We start from the raw sequence: 17,158 nt of genomic DNA on the forward strand, positions 1-17,158 counted from the left end.
GACTAGTTAACATAGTATTGTATATTTGAAGAATGAAACAATAAGCAGAAAAAATTATTCAAAAAATAATATACACAAAAAAGATACCAAAAAGTACAGAATTACTTATTTTGAAAAGTTGAAATTGATGGTATGCAACAGAAACAAATAAGAATTTTTGATACGACCTTAAGAGATGGAGAACAAGTACCAGGTTGCAAACTAAACGAAAAAGAAAAAATTATAATAGCTAAAAATCTAGAACTATTAGGAGTAGATATAATAGAAGCAGGTTTTCCAATTTCTAGTCCAGGCGATTTTAAATCTGTGAAAGAAATTTCAAAAAATATTTCAAATACTATAATATGTTGCCTAACCAGAGCAAAAAAAAAAGATATAGAAATAGCTGCACAAGCATTAAAATATGCTAAACGTCCTAGAATTCATACTGGAATAGGCACTTCTGAGTCTCATATAAAAAATAAATTTAAGAGCACAGAAGAAAAGATATTAAACATTGCATATGAATCAGTAAAGTATGCAAAAAAATTTGTAGAAGATATTGAATTCTATGCAGAAGATGCTGGAAGAACCGACAATTTGTTTTTAGCAAAAGTTTGTGAAAAAGTTATCAAAGCAGGAGCAACAGTAATTAATTTACCAGATACTACTGGATATTGTTTACCAGAAGAATATGGTAAAAAAATAAAATTTTTACTAGAGAATGTACCAAATATAGACCATGTAACACTATCAACTCATTGTCATGATGATTTTGGATTAGCAACTGCAAATTCAATAGAAGGGATCAAACAAGGTGCACGACAAGTAGAATGCACTATAAATGGTATTGGTGAAAGAGCAGGTAATACACCATTAGAAGAAATAGTAATGATATTAAAAAAAAAGAAAGAATTAAATTGTTTTACTAATATTAATACAAAAATGTTATATCCGATTAGTAACTTGGTCTCTCAATATACTGGAATGGTTGTACCCCAAAATAAAGCGATAATAGGAAACAATGCGTTTTCTCATTCATCTGGGATTCATCAGGATGGAATGATAAAGAATAGTGAAACATATGAAATTATAAATCCAAAAGAAGTGGGATATAACAACTCAGAGAACAACTCGTCAATAGTTTTAACTGCTCGTAGTGGACGATCAGCGTTAATATATAGATATAAAAAATTAGGCTATGCATTGAAAACAAAGAAAATTGACACAATCTATCCAATATTTTTAGAATATGCGGATAAAAAAAAAGAAATTTCTGATGAAGACTTAAAAGAAATTATAAACAGTATATAAGAATATGGCACTGACAATTTTTGATAAAATATGGAATTCCCATATTATAGATACAATAAATAAAAAAATAGATATTATCTATTTAGATAAACAATTTATTCATGAAGTAACTAGTCCACAAGCTTTTGAAACATTAGAAAAAAGAAAAATTAAAATATTCAGGCCTGAAAAAATTATAGCTACTGCAGATCATAATGTTCCTACTAAAAATCAACATTTACCAATTAAAAATGCTTTATCTAGGTTACAAATAAATTTACTTAGAAAAAATTGCATAAAGAACGGAATTAAATTTTTTGGTTTAGGACATAAATATCAAGGAATAGTCCATGTAATTGGACCAGAATTAGGAATTACTTTACCCGGAATGACTCTAGTGTGTGGGGATAGTCATACTTCTACCCATGGTGCTTTAGGTTGTATTGCATTTGGAATTGGGACTAGTCAAGTAGCTATGGTAATGGCTTCTCAATGCTTATTGCTTAAGAAACCTAAAAAAATGCGAATTCTTATAAAAGGTAAATTAAAATTAGGAGTGACACCAAAAGATATAATCTTATATATAATATCGAAAGTAGGTACTGGAGGAGCAACTGGATACTTTGTTGAATACTCAGGGACAGTAATTGATGAAATGAAGATGGATGGCAGAATGACTATTTGTAATATGAGTATTGAAATGGGTGCAAGAGGAGGAATAATAGCACCAGACAAAACTACTTATAATTATATAAAAGATAGAGCATTCAGTCCGAAAAGAGAAAAGTTCATAGCAGCTAAGTTATTTTGGAAAACTTTGAAAACAGATAAAAATGCTCATTTTGATAAAGAATATGAATTTGATGTCTCTAAGATAGAACCGATGATAACATATGGAACGTCACCAAATATGTGTATAAAAATAGATGATTGTATCCCAAAAAAATCTGAAAATTACTTTAATAAGTCTTTAAAATATATGGGTTTTCAACCAGGAGAATATTTATTAGGAAAAACGATTAATTATGTTTTTATTGGCAGTTGTACAAATTCTAGACTTGATGATCTTAGGTTAGTATCAAAAATAGTAAAAGGAAAAAAAGTTGCTAAAAATGTACATGCTATGATAGTCCCAGGATCAACACAAGTATTTAGACAATTAATTAAAGAAAAAATAGATATTACCTTAAAAGAGTCGGGTTTTGATTTACGTCAACCTGGCTGTTCTGCTTGCTTAGGGATGAATGAAGATAAAATACCTTATGGAGAATATTGTGTTTCGACCTCAAATCGTAATTTTGAAGGACGTCAAGGCAAAGGGGCACGTACGTTATTAACAAGTCCTTTAGTCGCTGCTATTACTGCTTTAAAAGGTAAACTAGTAAGTATTAAAAAATATCTTAAAAAATATGGAGAAATTTAAGACCCTAATTAGTAGATGTCTACCTTTAGACATAGATAATATTGATACTGATCAAATTATTCCAGCTAGATTTTTGAAAATTTCATCTAGATTAAATATAGGAAAAAATTTCTTTAGAGACTGGCGGTACTATAAAAATGGAAAGCCAACCAACTTTATATTAAATAATCCAAAATATACTGGAGAAATTTTAATCACAGGAAAAAATTTTGGGTGTGGGTCAAGTCGCGAGCATGCAGTATGGGCAATTATGGATTATGGAATTAAAGTAATAATTTCAAATTATTTTGCTGATATATTTAAACAAAATGCGTTAAATAATGGGTTATTACTGATAGAACTGAAACAAGATATTGTGAATTATATTTTGAAGAATATCTTAAAGGCACCTAATAGTAACTTGAAAATAAATTTAAAAGAAGAATATGTAGAGTTTAAAAATAAAAAACAAAAATTTGAAATAAATACTTATAAAAAAAAATGTTTTCTTAAAGGATATGATGATATAGATTTTTTAATGAATTTAAAACATAAAATAAGTAAATTTGAAAAACAACTATTTTATTAAGTTCTTATTAATATTATATTATTAATTAATTACGAAGCATAAATGAAAATTATGGTAATGAAAATTGCAATCCTACCAGGAGATGGAATAGGACCAGAAATTTTGGTTCAATCATTAAAAGTATTAAAAGCAATAAGTTTAAAATTTGGACATAAATTTCTTATTTATAAGGGTTTGATAGGGGCCGAGTCAATTAAAAAAAAAGGATTACCAATTACTAAAGAAACGATAAATCTTTGTAAAAGTTCTGATACTATCTTATTAGGAGCAGTAGGTGATCCATTATATGATAATGACCCTACAAGAAATATTAGACCTGAACAAGGCCTTTTAGAATTAAGAAAAAAATTATGCTTATATTGTAATATGAGACCGATCAAAACATATAATAAACTCTTAAAAGTTGCTCCAATTAAACAAGCAGTTATAAAAAACGTAAATTTTGTTATTTTTAGAGAATTAACAAGTGGAATATATTTTGGAAACAAATGGAGATCAAAATATGAAGCATATGATATATGTACTTATAATAAACATATAATTAAAAAAATAGCTATGAAAGCATTTGAAACTGCTAGAAAACGCAAAAAAAAAATTACGTTAGTAGATAAAGCAAATGTATTAGAAACTTCTAGATTATGGCGAGAAACAGTAAAAGAAATAGCTCAAGAAAACCAAGATATTAAAGTAGATTATATTTTTATTGATAACGCAAGTATGCAAATAGTTTTACAACCTAGACAGTTTGATATTTTACTAACTGATAACATGTTTGGTGATATTTTATCTGATGAAGCTAGTGTTCTAGTTGGGTCATTAGGGTTATTGCCTTCTGTTTCTTTTGGAAATCATTATTCATTATATGAACCAGTACATGGTTCATTTACGCAAGCAAAAGGAAAAAATATTGCTAATCCACTAGGATCTATCATTTCGGTTTCTTTAATGTTAGAAAATTTTGGTTTTCAAAAAGAAAGTTTTTTGATCAATCGGGCAGTAACTGAATCAATAAATTTAGGAATTACTACTAAAGATATAAATACTAAAAACCCTTGCACAACTAGTGCAGTAGGAGATTTTTTATTTAGTTCAATTTTGAATAAAAGAAAAAGAAGAATAAGATAAAGAAATAATACGTAATTTAATACCCAAAAATTTTTCTTATTACATGTTCAAAACATTTTTTTTTTTATATATCTGAAGAGAAGATAATATCTTTTTTGTTTTTTTAATGTAATTATTTTTTTATTCAATTGATAAGACATTCTCATTAATCTTTTTATTCTATTTCTTTTAAAAGATTTTATAATTTGTTTTTTTGATACGAATAAAGCTACTTTTACTTTCTTTCTATATTTCTCATTATATTCTTTTTCTATATATGCTACATTCAACAAATTATTTTCTATTTGTTTTACTTTCCTAAATATTTGATATAAATTATTCATTAGCGAGAAAATTAATTTTTTCTTTATATTTATTCTATACTTACATATTATTTTTATAAATCATTAAAAAGAAGTAAAAATTTTATGATTTATGAGAATGAGTTAAAGAATTTTAAAAAAAGGATTAAATTACTGAGTAATGTGTTAAGTAATGTGTTAAGCCATGTGTTAAGCCATGTAAAAAGCAAAATGTTAATCGTAGAGAAAAGAATATATAGTGCTTCAAGTAAAGATATAAAAAAATATAACAAGTGTATTAAAGACTTGAATAAAATAAATTATTTGGTAGATGAAGCAAGAGTATTATTGGAATTTTTAAAAGCAGGAGAAAAAACAGAAACAGAATTTGAAATTAAAAAAATCATTAAAGCTATTGAAAGCAAATTATTTCATTTGGAATTGGAAAATTTTTTATTCAAAAAAGAAGATAGATTAGGAGCAATTCTCCAAATATCCGCTGGGCCTGGTGGTAATGAAAGTTGTGATTGGGTATTTTTATTACACAGGATGTATAGTATGTGGGCAGAAAAAAAGAATTTTGAAATTAAAAATATTTATGTTTTACAAGGAGAGTTAGGAGGGTTTAAAACAATTACTTTTAAAATTAAAGGAAGGTATGCTTTTGGATACTTAAAAGGTGAAAATGGAATACATAGATTAGTAAGGTTATCTCCCTATAACAAAAAATTTAAAAGACACACTACCTTTGCATCAGTATATATTTATCCTTTAAGAAGAAAAGAAATTAAAATATATATTAAGGAAGCTGACATAAAATGGGAAACTTTTAGATCCAAGGGATCTGGAGGGCAAAATGTTAATAAAGTAGAAACTGGTGTAAGACTGATTCATAAACCCAGTAATATAATTATAGTAAATATGGAAACTAGGTCTCAATACAGTAACAAAATGAAAGCATTACGTTTACTAAAAGAGAAATTATATTATCTAGAACAAAAAAAACAAACAGAAAATCTAGAAAAAAAGAACTCGCAATGGGGTGCACAAATAAGAAATTATATTATGCATCCTTATAAGTTAGTTAAAGATATTAGGACGAATTATGAAACAACCTAAATAGTTTTTTAAACAAGTATTTAGTGTTAATGTTAAATATAACAACTCGTTCACAATATAGAGAACATTAAGCTAATGTTAGAAAATGAATAGTAATATAATTACTTTAAAAGTAAATTTTGTTAAAAATAAAAGTTAACGTTAATTTATGTTTAAAATTTATAATACTCAATGAAATTGATTTTGAAATATCAAGAAGGTGAAGATATAGATAAAGTATTAAAAATGTATAGACAAAAAATTGAGAGCTCAGATTTAATAAAAGAAGTAAAAAAGCACCAAGAATATATCAAACCTTCACAAAAGCAAAGAAATAATTTCATAAAAGCAAGATATAAACAGTTTCTTAAGTATTCTATAGATTAAAAATGTATACTTTTACCATAAGCATTTTCAATAGCCTCAACTATAGATTCATTAATTGAAGGATGAGGATGAGTACTTTCTAATACATCAATATGTGTAGCTTCCAAGTTTCTTGCGATTATTACTTCTGTAATGAGTTCTGTAACCCCTTTTCCGATCATATGACATCCTAACCATTCACCATATTTTTTATCAAAGATGACTTTAATAAACCCTTCTGTTTCTCCATTAATTTTTGCCTTACCTAAAGCAGAAAAAGGAAACTTACCCACTTGAATTTCAAAGCCTTGTTCTAAAGCTTCGTTCTCAGAGTATCCTACAAATGCTATTTCAGGAGTAGTATAAATACACATAGGTATATTGTTGTAGTTTAATTTTTTAGGATTTAATCCCATTATTTGTTCTACACAAATTTTGGCCTCATGAAAAGCCACATGGGCTAATGAGCCTACAGGTATTACATCACCTATAGCATAAAAATTTTTTATATTAGTTTCATAATATTCATTAACTTGAATATGTCCATTTTTAGTCAATTTTATTCCTACATTTTCTAATCCTAAATTCTTGGTATCTGGAGCTACACCAATTGCAGAAATAATGTAATCTACATTTACTTTTATATAATCTTTATTCTTAAAATACTCTATTTCTATTTGGTTTTTTTTTGAGTTTAAGTATTTGATTTCTTTTATTCTTGAATTAGTTAAGAGCTTTATTCCTTTATTTTTAAAATTTTTGCTAATTTCTAGTGAGATTTCTCTATCTGCATTAGGTAAAATTTGTGAATTTTTTTCTACTATGATTACCTTTGATCCAATAGCATTATAAAAATAAGCAAATTCTAAGCCAATAGCACCTGAACCAATAATTAAAATATTCTTGGGGATTTCTCTTATTGACATGGCACCTTTATAATTTAAGAAATTTGGTATTTTAGGAAAATCTAATTGTTTAGGTTGTGCACCAGTAGCTATAACTAAATTAGAAAATTTATATTTTTTTTGGTTGTTTTTAGACTTTACAATAATTGTCTTTTCTTCTAATATTTTAGCAGTACCATATATTAATTGTATTTCATTTTTTTTCATTAAAAATGCTAGACCTTGTTGGAGGTCATCAACTATATTCCTACTTCTAGATAAAATATTTTCCAAGTTGAATTCAACTTTTTTAGCATTGATTCCATATTTGTTAGAGTTTTTAAAAATTTCTAATAAATTAGCACTTTGCAATAAAGACTTTGTCGGAATGCATCCCCAATTCAAACATACTCCTCCTAATTCGTTTTTTTCCACTAGTGCAGTTTTTAACCCTAATTGGGCTGCCCTTATTGCAGCAACATATCCGGCTGGACCACTTCCAATAACTATTAAATCAAAATGCATAAAATATCAATTTTAAAAGCAAAAAATGCTCACGACTGGATTTGAACCAGCATAAACTACTCACTCAAAGTAGTGTGTATACCTCTTCCACCACGTAAGCTGAAATGAAATAAGTAAATGAAAAATAAAAGGAACAAAATATTTCTGGTTTATAAATTACAGTAAGAGCATTATTTAATAATAATTTTAAAATGAGAAACAATCTTATAAGAAAAGAATTATGTTATAATGAATAATATACCGAGAATATAGTACACAAAGCTTGTTGATTGGCACAAAGGTAAAAAAATCTTTAAAGAAGATATTGGCGTGGTAGCTCAATTGGTCAGAGCATCGGATTCATAACTCGAAGGTAGAGGGTTCAAAACCCTCTCACGCTATAAAAACTAAAGCAACTAAATGAATCATAAACAAATTAGGAAAATATTTTTATCCTTTTTCAAAAGAAAAAAACATAAAATTCTGAATTCAGCTTCACTAGTGGCTAAAAAAGATTCTAGCTTGATGTTTACAAATGCTGGTATGAATATTTTTCAAGCTTTTTTTCTAGGACAAAAAAAATCACAATATTCTAGAATAGCAAATTTTCAAAAATGCCTTAGGATTACTGGTAAACATAATGACTTATTTGAAGTGGGAAAGGATACTTATCATCATACCATGTTTGAAATGTTAGGAAACTGGTCATTTGGTGATTATTTTAAAAAAGAATCTATTAATTGGGCATGGGAATTATTAACAGAAGTTTATAAAATGGATAAGTCAAATATTTATGTTACAATTTTTAAAGGTAATAAAGAAGATAAACTTTCTTTTGACAGTGAATCTTTTCAATATTGGAAGAACAAAATAGATGATAGTAAAATTTTATTCTTTGATAAAAAACATAATTTTTGGGAAATGGGAAAAACTGGGCCTTGTGGTACTTGTACTGAAATACATGTTGATCTTAGAAATGAAAAAGAAAAATTGCAAATACCCGGGAAAAACTTGGTAAATAAAAAACACCCTTTAGTTATAGAATTGTGGAATATAGTTTTTATTCAATTTTTTAGAAAATCAGATGGTACATTGGTTAAATTACCTAATTTTCATATTGATACTGGAATGGGCTTTGAAAGATTGTGTATGATTTTGCAAAATAAAAAATCTACTTATGACACAGATATATTTACTTATTTAATAAAGTCTATAGCCCAAAAGACTGATCAAATCTATGGAGTAACAGACAAAATAGATATTGCCATTAGAATAATAGCAGATCATATGAGATCAGTAGTTTTTGCAATATATGATGGGATAATTCCTTCGAATAAAAAATATGGTTATGTCATTCGAAAAATCTTAAGAAGAATAATAGTAACCTATTATCTTACTTTAAAAATTAACAAGCCTTTTTTATTTAAATTAGTTAATCCAATACTTGGTTATATTAAAAGTTCATATTTAAATAAATCAAACACTAGCTTAAAATATGATATTAGTACTATTATTTTAAGGGAAGAGAAATTATTTTTAAAAACTATTAATTTAGGAAGTTATAAATTAGAGAAAATAATAGAAGAATTAAGAGCAAAAAAATGCAATATTATCGCTGGAAAAATAATATACTGGCTTTACGATACTTATGGACTACCTATTGAAATTTCGAAACTAATTACTAATAAGAACAAAATAAAAGTTTTTTCTTATGATAGTTTATAAGATTTCAATTTACCTTTTCTAATATTTTAGAGAATATTTCAACTTCTTTTTTTTTCATAAGTTCCCTTTTATCATATTTCTTTTTACTTTTTGCTAAATGGATTACTAATTTTATTAATCCTTTTTTATTAATAAAAATATTTTCAGGGATAATGTTTAACGAAAATTTTTTAACAGCTTCTGAAATCTTTAGAATTTCTTTTTTTTTTAAAAGAAGCAAGATATTTCTCGATGTTGAATTTGTACTTGATATTTTATTTAGATATAAATTTAAAAGAAAAATTTCTGTGTTTAAAACTTTGCAAAAACTATTATTTAAATTAGCATTATTCTTTTTAATAGATTTTACTTCGTGTCCTAGTAATTTTAATCCTGCTATATATTTTTCGAGCAAAAAAAAATTATATAAAGCATTTTTATTTTTTATCTTAACATTTTTTCTCAGCATATATTTATTTTTTAGAAATATTTTTTTACTACCTTTACAAAAAAGGTATATTTTATATACTAAATATATACTAAAGTATTTTTAGATATCTTATTAGTTCGAATACCAAAAGTTGTTATAATCTTAGTTGTTAGAATAAAATAAAACATCCTTATTATGGAGATAATAGGTACAGTAAAAGAAATATTCGATTTGCAAGTATTTAAAAAAAATTTCAAAAAAAGAGAAATCCTTATTAAAACAGAAGAACAATATCCTCAAATTTTAAGAATAGAATTTATTCTTGAGAAAACTAAATTATTAAATTCATTGAAAAAAGATGATAAAATCAAGATATTTATTAATTTAAAAGGAAAAAAATGGACTACTAAAACAGGGAAAACAATATTTTTCAATTATATTCAAGGTTGGAAGATAGAAAACATTACAGATACAGAAACGAATGAATTTGATGAACTACCTTTTTAGGTAATTTCTGATTTCTATCTTACTAGTGTTTTAGTAATTTTAAATTGTATTTAAATTTTTTTTATATTATAGTTATAATTACATCATTCCTCCTATATTTGCTCCCGTATTATCTGGAATATTAGGTACATTATTTGCTTCTTTTTTTATTTCTGTTATTACACATTCTGTAGTTAATAACATTCCAGAGACTGAAGCAGCATTTTCTAAAGCTACTCTAGTTACTTTAGTAGGATCAATTATTCCTTTTTTAATAAGAAATCCAAATTCTCCTAATTTTGCGTCGTACCCATAATCATTTTTTGCTTCAGCTACTTTAGCAACAATCACTGAACCTTCTTCCCCTGAATTAGCTACTATTTGTCGTAAAGGTTCTTGTAAAGAACGCTCAACTATTTTGATTCCAGTATTTTGATCAATATTTTCTCCTTTTACTTCACTTAATGATTTAATTGCTCTAACTAAGGCAACACCACCACCAGCTACGATTCCTTCTTCTACTGCTGCTCTAGTTGCATGTAGAGCATCTTCTACTCTATCTTTTTTTTCTTTCATTTCTACTTCTGTTGCTGCACCAACATATAGTACTGCTACTCCCCCTGCTAATTTTGCTAATCTTTCTTTAAGTTTATCCTTATCATAATCAGAAGGAGAAGCCTCTATTTGTGATTTTATTTGATTTATGCGAATTTTTATATTGTTTTTATTTCCTTGGCCATTAACTATTGTAGTGGTATCCTTATCTACAGTAATTTTATCTGCTTTTCCTAGATGTTTAATTCTAATTTTTTCTAACTGATTCCCAGTTTCATCAGAAAAAACAGTACCTCCAGTTAATATAGCTATATCTTCCAAAATTGCTTTTTTTCTTTCACCAAATCCTGGTGCTTTAACTGCAACAACCTTTAAGGTTCCTCTAATTTTATTAATTACTAATGTAGTTAAAGCTTCACCTTCTACTTCATCTGTAATAAGCACTAATGAGTTATTAGTTTTAGAAATTTTTTCTAATACTGGTATTACCTCTTTCATTGTGGAAATTTTCTTATCTGCTAGTAAAATATAAGGCTTTTCAAGTTCTGTTATCATTTTTTCCATATTTGTTACAAAATAAGGAGATTGAAATCCTCTATCAAATTGCATCCCTTCCACAATATCAACATTAGTATCAATTCCTTTGGCTTCTTCTACTGTTAGAACTCCTTCTTTCCCTACTTTTTCAAAAGCTAGAGCTATTAATTTACCAATTTCTTCGTCATTATTAGCTGAAATTGAGGCTATTTGTTGAATTTTTTGTTTGTTCTCTCCAACTTCTTTTGATTGGTTTTTTAAATTTAAAACTACTTGTTCTACTGCTTTTTCTATTCCTCTTTTTAAATCAATTGGATTAGCTCCTGCTGCTACATTCTTTAAACCTTCTCTTACCATTGCTTGAGCTAATACAGTTGCAGTAGTTGTTCCATCACCAGCTATTTCGTTGGTTTTAGAAGCTACTTCTTTTAGCATTTGTGCTCCTAAGTTTTCTATTGCATCTTCTAATTCTATTTCTTTTGCTACGGTAACACCATCTTTAGTGATTTGAGGATTCCCAAAAGATTTTTGTAAAATTACATTTCGTCCTTTTGGACCTAATGTTACTTTTACTGCATTTGCAAGTGTGTCAACACCTTTTTTTAATTTATTTCTTGCTACAGAATCAAAATTTATTTCTTTTGCCATTTTAAATGAATAAATTATGTTAAGTTAAATATATTCAAACTTTATTTTATTCTTTTATTATTGCTAAAATATCAGTTGTATGGATAATTAAGTATTTTTTTTTCTTATAATTAATTTTAGTACCTGAATATTTTTTAAATAATACTTTTTCTCCAACTTTTAGTATAGTGTGTTTTACCTCTTTTCCTACTGATAGTATAATTCCTTCTTGGGGCTTTTCTTTAGCATTTTCTGGAATAATTATTCCTGATTTAGTTTTCTTTTCTGCTTTCAATGGTTTTATTAATACTCTTTCTGAAATAGGTATTATATTTTCCATTTTGTTTGAATTTTTCTTTACTAAGTTCTATCTTTTTTTTAATTATTAGAATAATAATATTATAAAACTATTTGTTTTTATTATATCTCAGATAATATTATCTCACCTATCAGTGTTGTAAAAGTAGAATTTAGAATTTGAACTCTATTATAAGAACCAATATTGCTTTTATTTTTAGGAAAAACTATAATATCATTCTTATAATTTCTACCATAATAATAGTTGTCATCCTTTTTTGAGATTCCTTCTATCAAAACGTTTTGTATCTTCCCAATATTTTCTTTTAATCGGTAAAATGAATGTGATTTTTGTAGCATTAGAATTTCATTTAATCTTCTTATTTTTAAAATATTTGGTACATCATCTTTTAATTTTCTATATGCATAAGTACCTTGTCTAGAAGAATATTTAAACATATATGAAAAATTAAATTTGATTATATTCATAATTCTTATTGTCTCTCTGTGATCTTCTTGAGTTTCAGTGCAAAATCCTGTCATTAGATCACTAGAAATAGAACAATCAGGAATAATTTGTTTAATCATTTTAATAATTAATAAAAATTCTTCAACAGTATATTTTCTCCTCATTAGCGATAAAATTCTGGTACTACCTGATTGCAGTGGTATATGAAAATGCTTACATATATTGGAATGCTTCTTAACAACTTCTAAAAGATTTTTTGATATATTAGAAGGATAAGATGTTAAGAAACGAATTCTCATTAAGGGTACTGTAATGGCTATTAATTCTAAGAGGTTGAAAAATTTAATTTGTTTAAAAAAATATGAATCTACATTTTGTCCTAAAAGGATTATTTCTTTATAACCTTTTTTATAGAGTATTTTGCACTCTTTTAATATGCTGTTAGGATTCCTGCTTTTTTCTCTACCTCTGGAAAAAGGGACGATACAAAAAGTACACATATTATCACATCCTCTCATTATTGAGATAAAAGCTGATATACTGGTTCTTACTCCGATAGGAATTATCTTGGTATATTTTTCTTGATTTGCTAAGCTTACATCAATTTCTTTTTTATTTTGTTCTTTTTTTAAGTTTTTTATCATTTTTGGGATTTTTTTATAAGAATCTGGACCAACTATTAAATCTATAAAATTTAATTTTTCAAGTGTTTGTTTGTTATAATGTGTAGCTAAACAACCTAAAAGTCCAATTTTTATTTGGTTGTTTGTTTGTTTTAAACATCTTATTTTCATCAAACGATTAAATATTTTTTTTTCTGGCTTTTCGCGTATTGCACAGGTGTTTAATAAGATTATATCTGCCTTTTTTAAAGTAGAAGTTTTAATAAAACCTGATTTTAACAGAATTGAACATATTATTTCACTATCATAGATATTCATTTGACAGCCATAAGTTTCTATATAGAATTTCATAACAAGTAATTTGTTCATATCATTTACTAGAAAAATTTTATATTAAACAAATTGAAGAATAAAATTCTTTTATCCAATTTTAGAAGTGGATATAAATATGGATTCCATTCGAAAATTGAATCTGAGAAGATTTCAAAAGGACTTAACAAAAATACTATTTTGGAAATTTCAAAAAAAAATAAAGAACCTAAGTGGTTAGTAAATTTTAGAATAAGAGCTTTTAAATTATTAAAAAAAATGTCCATTCCTAAATGGGGAAATGTAAAATATAAAAAAATTGATTTACAGAATTTCATATATTATTCAGCTCCAAAAAATTATAAGAATCTTAAAATTGATCCTGAAATAAGAAAAACTTTAAATAAATTAAAATTACCAATCGATAATAAAAATAATATTTCAAAAAAAATTATTGAAATAATCATTGATTCTGTTGCTGTAACTACTTCTTTTAAAAAATTATTATTTGAAAAAGGCATAATCTTTTGTTCTATTAGTAAAGCAATAATACACTATCCTAAATTAGTGAAAAAATATCTTAGTAAAGCAATTCCGATAAATGATAATTTTTTTTCTACTTTAAATTCTTCAGTTTTTTCTGATGGCTCTTTTTGTTATGTTCCTAAAAATATACGTTGTCCGATTGAGTTATCTACTTATTTTAGAATTAATGAATCAGGTACAGGACAGTTTGAAAGAACACTTTTAATAGCAGATAAAAATTCTTATGTGAGTTATTTAGAAGGTTGTACTGCTCCTCAAAGAAAAGAAAATCAGTTACATGCTGCTGTTGTGGAATTAATTGCAATGGACGGTGCAGAAATAAAATATTCTACTGTTCAGAATTGGTTTCCTGGGAATAAAAAAGGACTGGGTGGAATATTTAATTTTGTTACCAAAAGAGGTATCTGTGAAAAGAAATCAAAAATTTCATGGACTCAAATAGAAAATGGCTCTTCCATAACTTGGAAATATCCATCTTGTATCTTAAAAGGAAAAAATTCAAAAGGAAATTTTTTTTCAATAGCAATTACCAAAAATTTTCAACAATCTGATACTGGTACTAAAATGATTCATATTGGAGAAAATTCAAAAAGTATTATAATTTCTAAAGCGATTTCTACTGGAAATTCTAAAAACTCTTATAGAGGTTTAGTGAATATTTTAAAAGATGCTTTTAATTCTAGAAATTATACTCAATGTGATTCTCTATTATTTGGTCATCAATGTAAAACATCTAGTATACCAGATATACAAGTAGAAAATTCTTCATCTAAAGTGGAACATGAAGCTATAATTTCTTTGATTGAAAGGTCTAAAATATTTTATTGCAATCAACGTGGAATCCTAAAGGAAAAAGCTTTGCAGTTAATAGTTAATGGATATAGCAGAGAAATAATTAATAAATTGCCTTTAGAGTTTGCATTAGAAGCCAGAAAGTTATTAGATTTAACTCTAGAAAATTCTATTGGCTAAGTGTTTTACATAAATTCATGTTAAATCATGTTAAAAATTGTAGATCTATCCGCTTCAATAAATAATAAAATTATTTTAAATAATATTAATTTAAATATTAATTATAATGAAGTTCATGTACTTATGGGACCTAATGGTTCTGGTAAAAGTTCTTTGTCTTCTATTATAGCTGGTAAAAAAGAAATTTCTATTACCAAAGGGAGAATTTTATTTGAAAAACAAAATATAACTTACTTATCTCCTGAAGAAATTGCACACAGAGGTATTTTTTTATCTTTTCAAGATCCAATAGAAATCCCTGGAATATCTCTTATAAATTTTATCAAATATTCAATAAATGAGATTAGAAAAAGTAAAAATTTGAAAGAAATTTCTTATAAAGATTTTATAAAACAAGTTGAAAACGTTTCTCAAATAATTGGTTTTAATAAAGCTTTTTTATCACGATCTATTAATTTGGGCTTTTCTGGTGGAGAAAAAAAGCGTTGTGAAATTTTTCAAATGGGTATGATAGAACCTAAATTGGCTATTTTAGACGAAATTGATTCTGGCTTAGATTTGGATGCTCTTAAAATTATTGCTACTGGGATTTTGAAATTGAAAAAGAAAAAATCTTCAATTTTAATTATTACTCATTATAATCGAATTTTAAAATTAATAATACCTGATAAAATACATATTTTATATAAAGGCAAAATTATTAAATCTGGTTCTAAAAATTTAGCTCGAAAAATAGAAAAGTATGGTTATGAAGGTTTCAAGAATTATTTATGACTTTAAAGGAAAAAATTTTTTTGTTATTAAAAAAACAAAAACAAAACAAGAATAAATATATTGAAAGCATTATTAAGAAGTCAATTGGTTTTTTACATAAAATCGGTTTTACCGAATTAAAGAAAACTTGTTTTAATTCTGTTTTAAATTATGACTTTGATATCCCCAAAACAAAGAATGAGGTCGAAGATTATAGAATTAAAGAACTATCTTTTAATAAGAAATTTATTTCTCTTTATTTTATCAATGGTTTTTTTTCATCAAAATTATCTAATTTATGTAAATTAAAAAATAACATTAAATTTTCTTCATTAAAGAATTTTTTATCAACCCCACAAAACAAAAATATTAAATACTTTTGTAAGACTCTTTTTAATAAAGATAATTTTTTTTTTAATAACACTTTCATTGCTCTAAATATTTCTTTAACTCCTGATGGATTTTTTTTAAAGATTCCAAAAAATACTAATTTAAATATTCCAATAGAAATAATAAATATTTATTCCACTAAAATATCTGCTATAATTAATTTGAAGAATATTATCGTAGTTGGAAAAAATTCCACTGTCAAAATTATTGAAAGACATATTTCAACAAGCAAGAAATATATTTTTAGCAATTTGTTTACAGAAATTTTTTCAAATGATCACAGCAAAATAGAGATTTTTAAGTTAGAAAATGATTTACGAAAAACTTATTTAATAGATAATACTTTTATTAACCAAAGGGATAATAGTGTATGTAAAGTATTTACTTTTTCCTCAAATATAAGACATATCATTAATAATATTAATTGTTTGAAACTTGGACAAGATACTAAATCATTTTTTCATGGCCTTTCTTTTTTTAATAAAAGTAATAACATAAGAAAATTATATAATAATGTCGTTATTCAATATGAAACGTCGAATTCTGTTAGTTACCAAAATTATAAAGGGATTTTTAGCAAAAACTCTTATGGTATTTTTAAAAGCAAAATTAAAATTAATGACAACTTATATAATATTAATTCAAAACAAACAAATAGCAATTTATTATTATCTAATTCGTCTAAAGTTTTATCTCGACAAGAATTTAAAACTTACTCAAGTAAAGTAAAATGTGAACATGGTACAAATATTGGGAAACTCGATAAAAGAAGTATCTTTTTCTTTCGTACTAGAGGAATAGTTAAAACAAAAGCTATAAAATTGGCTATTTTGATTTTTGCAAACGAGCTAATAAAATTAGTAAATTTAAATATTTTAAAAAATAAGATTATAGCTTACTTAAAAGATAATCTTAAATTTGACTTTATTAAAATTTAAT

General features: G+C 25.7%; 17 protein-coding genes and 2 tRNA genes. 12 read left to right on the forward strand and 7 right to left on the reverse strand.

Annotation, left to right across the window (positions count from 1 at the left end; all coding sequences use genetic code 11):
* Window positions 1-132 precede the first annotated feature (132 nt).
* Genes ONB78_RS00055 through leuB form a run of 4 tightly spaced genes read left to right on the forward strand, consistent with a single transcriptional unit; the run spans window position 133 to window position 4,388 of the window.
* Window positions 133-1,293, forward strand: coding sequence for a 2-isopropylmalate synthase (locus tag ONB78_RS00055; RefSeq protein ID WP_274095997.1), 1,161 nt, complete (start codon window positions 133-135; stop codon window positions 1,291-1,293).
* Window positions 1,294-1,297: 4 nt separating this feature from the next.
* The gene (gene leuC / locus ONB78_RS00060; protein WP_274095998.1) at window positions 1,298-2,695 is read left to right on the forward strand and encodes a 3-isopropylmalate dehydratase large subunit; all 1,398 of its coding nucleotides are present in this window, start codon (window positions 1,298-1,300) and stop codon (window positions 2,693-2,695) included.
* Window positions 2,682-3,263 (forward strand): 3-isopropylmalate dehydratase small subunit, encoded by a 582-nt coding sequence (leuD, locus tag ONB78_RS00065; RefSeq protein ID WP_274096000.1) that lies wholly within the window; start codon window positions 2,682-2,684, stop codon window positions 3,261-3,263. Before leuC ends, leuD begins: the two co-directional genes overlap by 14 nt.
* Window positions 3,264-3,305: 42 nt before the next feature.
* Complete coding sequence (leuB, locus tag ONB78_RS00070) at window positions 3,306-4,388, forward strand: 3-isopropylmalate dehydrogenase (RefSeq protein WP_337992635.1); 1,083 nt, start codon at window positions 3,306-3,308, stop codon at window positions 4,386-4,388.
* 47 nt (window positions 4,389-4,435) lie between these two features.
* On the opposite strand, the gene ONB78_RS00075 is transcribed toward leuB, so the two are convergent.
* Window positions 4,436-4,711 carry a ribonuclease P protein component gene (locus tag ONB78_RS00075; protein WP_274096001.1) on the reverse strand — a complete coding sequence of 92 codons (276 nt, stop codon included), beginning with the start codon at window positions 4,709-4,711 and terminating at the stop codon, window positions 4,436-4,438.
* Between the two features lie 84 nt (window positions 4,712-4,795).
* Between ONB78_RS00075 and ONB78_RS00080 the strand changes: the two genes are divergently transcribed.
* Both ONB78_RS00080 and rpsU read left to right on the forward strand, forming a co-directional pair.
* On the forward strand, window positions 4,796-5,788 hold the full coding sequence (locus ONB78_RS00080) for a PCRF domain-containing protein (RefSeq protein WP_420720523.1): 993 nt from the start codon (window positions 4,796-4,798) through the stop codon (window positions 5,786-5,788).
* Between the two features lie 171 nt (window positions 5,789-5,959).
* Window positions 5,960-6,154: a 30S ribosomal protein S21 gene (gene rpsU, locus ONB78_RS00085; protein WP_274096002.1), complete on the forward strand. Its 195-nt coding sequence runs from the start codon at window positions 5,960-5,962 to the stop codon at window positions 6,152-6,154.
* On the opposite strand, the gene lpdA is transcribed toward rpsU, so the two are convergent.
* Window positions 6,151-7,542: a dihydrolipoyl dehydrogenase gene (lpdA, locus tag ONB78_RS00090; RefSeq protein ID WP_274096003.1), complete on the reverse strand. Its 1,392-nt coding sequence runs from the start codon at window positions 7,540-7,542 to the stop codon at window positions 6,151-6,153. The two genes, rpsU and lpdA, sit on opposite strands and share 4 nt — an antisense overlap.
* 26 nt (window positions 7,543-7,568) lie before the next feature.
* A tRNA-Leu gene (locus ONB78_RS00095) sits at window positions 7,569-7,642 on the reverse strand.
* Window positions 7,643-7,848: 206 nt separating this feature from the next.
* On the opposite strand from ONB78_RS00095, the gene ONB78_RS00100 reads away from it, so the two are divergent.
* Together ONB78_RS00100 and ONB78_RS00105 are read left to right on the forward strand one after the other, a co-directional pair.
* Window positions 7,849-7,922 (forward strand) — tRNA-Met (locus ONB78_RS00100).
* Between the two features lie 19 nt (window positions 7,923-7,941).
* Window positions 7,942-9,246, forward strand: a complete 1,305-nt coding sequence (locus ONB78_RS00105; protein WP_274096004.1) for an alanine--tRNA ligase-related protein — start codon at window positions 7,942-7,944, stop codon at window positions 9,244-9,246.
* A gap of 4 nt (window positions 9,247-9,250) precedes the next feature.
* Here the strand turns inward: ONB78_RS00105 and ONB78_RS00110 are convergent, their stop codons facing one another.
* Window positions 9,251-9,694, reverse strand: a complete 444-nt coding sequence (locus tag ONB78_RS00110) for an SsrA-binding protein (protein ID WP_274096005.1) — start codon at window positions 9,692-9,694, stop codon at window positions 9,251-9,253.
* A gap of 156 nt (window positions 9,695-9,850) precedes the next feature.
* Between ONB78_RS00110 and ONB78_RS00115 the strand changes: the two genes are divergently transcribed.
* Window positions 9,851-10,162 carry a DUF3127 domain-containing protein gene (locus ONB78_RS00115; RefSeq protein WP_158380394.1) on the forward strand — a complete coding sequence of 104 codons (312 nt, stop codon included), beginning with the start codon at window positions 9,851-9,853 and terminating at the stop codon, window positions 10,160-10,162.
* Between the two features lie 78 nt (window positions 10,163-10,240).
* On the opposite strand, the gene groL is transcribed toward ONB78_RS00115, so the two are convergent.
* From groL to miaB, 3 genes are all read right to left on the reverse strand, one after another.
* Complete coding sequence (gene groL / locus ONB78_RS00120) at window positions 10,241-11,881, reverse strand: chaperonin GroEL (protein ID WP_274096006.1); 1,641 nt, start codon at window positions 11,879-11,881, stop codon at window positions 10,241-10,243.
* 46 nt (window positions 11,882-11,927) lie between these two features.
* Complete coding sequence (locus tag ONB78_RS00125) at window positions 11,928-12,200, reverse strand: co-chaperone GroES (protein ID WP_274096007.1); 273 nt, start codon at window positions 12,198-12,200, stop codon at window positions 11,928-11,930.
* An 80-nt stretch (window positions 12,201-12,280) separates the two neighbouring features.
* Window positions 12,281-13,600, reverse strand: coding sequence for a tRNA (N6-isopentenyl adenosine(37)-C2)-methylthiotransferase MiaB (gene miaB, locus ONB78_RS00130; RefSeq protein WP_274096008.1), 1,320 nt, complete (start codon window positions 13,598-13,600; stop codon window positions 12,281-12,283).
* Between the two features lie 51 nt (window positions 13,601-13,651).
* On the opposite strand from miaB, the gene sufB reads away from it, so the two are divergent.
* From sufB to ONB78_RS00145, 3 genes are read left to right on the forward strand one after another with little or no spacing between them, the layout of a single operon-like run.
* Window positions 13,652-15,076: a Fe-S cluster assembly protein SufB gene (gene sufB / locus ONB78_RS00135; RefSeq protein WP_274096010.1), complete on the forward strand. Its 1,425-nt coding sequence runs from the start codon at window positions 13,652-13,654 to the stop codon at window positions 15,074-15,076.
* 27 nt (window positions 15,077-15,103) lie between these two features.
* Entirely contained in the window at window positions 15,104-15,850 is a 747-nt protein-coding gene (gene sufC, locus ONB78_RS00140; protein WP_274096011.1) for a Fe-S cluster assembly ATPase SufC, read from the forward strand.
* On the forward strand, window positions 15,847-17,157 hold the full coding sequence (locus tag ONB78_RS00145) for a SufD family Fe-S cluster assembly protein (protein WP_274096012.1): 1,311 nt from the start codon (window positions 15,847-15,849) through the stop codon (window positions 17,155-17,157). Before sufC ends, ONB78_RS00145 begins: the two co-directional genes overlap by 4 nt.
* Window position 17,158: the final 1 nt, after the last annotated feature.

The sequence above is a fragment of the Candidatus Karelsulcia muelleri genome (assembly GCF_028673255.1).
Classification (GTDB): Bacteria; Bacteroidota; Bacteroidia; order Flavobacteriales; family Blattabacteriaceae; genus Karelsulcia; species Karelsulcia muelleri_D.

What these genes read in the sequence shown, in the direction of transcription:
- lpdA (WP_274096003.1), bottom strand. Translation starts at nt 7,542, where the DNA reads ATGCATTTTGATTTAATAGTTATTGGAAGTGGTCCAGCCGGATATGTT.
- ONB78_RS00115 (WP_158380394.1), top strand. Translation starts at nt 9,851, where the DNA reads ATGGAGATAATAGGTACAGTAAAAGAAATATTCGATTTGCAAGTATTT.
- ONB78_RS00055 (WP_274095997.1), top strand. Translation starts at nt 133, where the DNA reads ATGCAACAGAAACAAATAAGAATTTTTGATACGACCTTAAGAGATGGA.
- ONB78_RS00110 (WP_274096005.1), bottom strand. Translation starts at nt 9,694, where the DNA reads ATGCTGAGAAAAAATGTTAAGATAAAAAATAAAAATGCTTTATATAAT.
- leuC (WP_274095998.1), top strand. Translation starts at nt 1,298, where the DNA reads ATGGCACTGACAATTTTTGATAAAATATGGAATTCCCATATTATAGAT.
- ONB78_RS00145 (WP_274096012.1), top strand. Translation starts at nt 15,847, where the DNA reads ATGACTTTAAAGGAAAAAATTTTTTTGTTATTAAAAAAACAAAAACAA.
- ONB78_RS00080 (WP_420720523.1), top strand. Translation starts at nt 4,796, where the DNA reads ATGATTTATGAGAATGAGTTAAAGAATTTTAAAAAAAGGATTAAATTA.
- leuB (WP_337992635.1), top strand. Translation starts at nt 3,306, where the DNA reads ATGAAAATTATGGTAATGAAAATTGCAATCCTACCAGGAGATGGAATA.
- leuD (WP_274096000.1), top strand. Translation starts at nt 2,682, where the DNA reads ATGGAGAAATTTAAGACCCTAATTAGTAGATGTCTACCTTTAGACATA.
- ONB78_RS00075 (WP_274096001.1), bottom strand. Translation starts at nt 4,711, where the DNA reads ATGAATAATTTATATCAAATATTTAGGAAAGTAAAACAAATAGAAAAT.
- ONB78_RS00105 (WP_274096004.1), top strand. Translation starts at nt 7,942, where the DNA reads ATGAATCATAAACAAATTAGGAAAATATTTTTATCCTTTTTCAAAAGA.
- rpsU (WP_274096002.1), top strand. Translation starts at nt 5,960, where the DNA reads ATGAAATTGATTTTGAAATATCAAGAAGGTGAAGATATAGATAAAGTA.
- miaB (WP_274096008.1), bottom strand. Translation starts at nt 13,600, where the DNA reads ATGAAATTCTATATAGAAACTTATGGCTGTCAAATGAATATCTATGAT.
- groL (WP_274096006.1), bottom strand. Translation starts at nt 11,881, where the DNA reads ATGGCAAAAGAAATAAATTTTGATTCTGTAGCAAGAAATAAATTAAAA.
- sufC (WP_274096011.1), top strand. Translation starts at nt 15,104, where the DNA reads ATGTTAAAAATTGTAGATCTATCCGCTTCAATAAATAATAAAATTATT.
- ONB78_RS00125 (WP_274096007.1), bottom strand. Translation starts at nt 12,200, where the DNA reads ATGGAAAATATAATACCTATTTCAGAAAGAGTATTAATAAAACCATTG.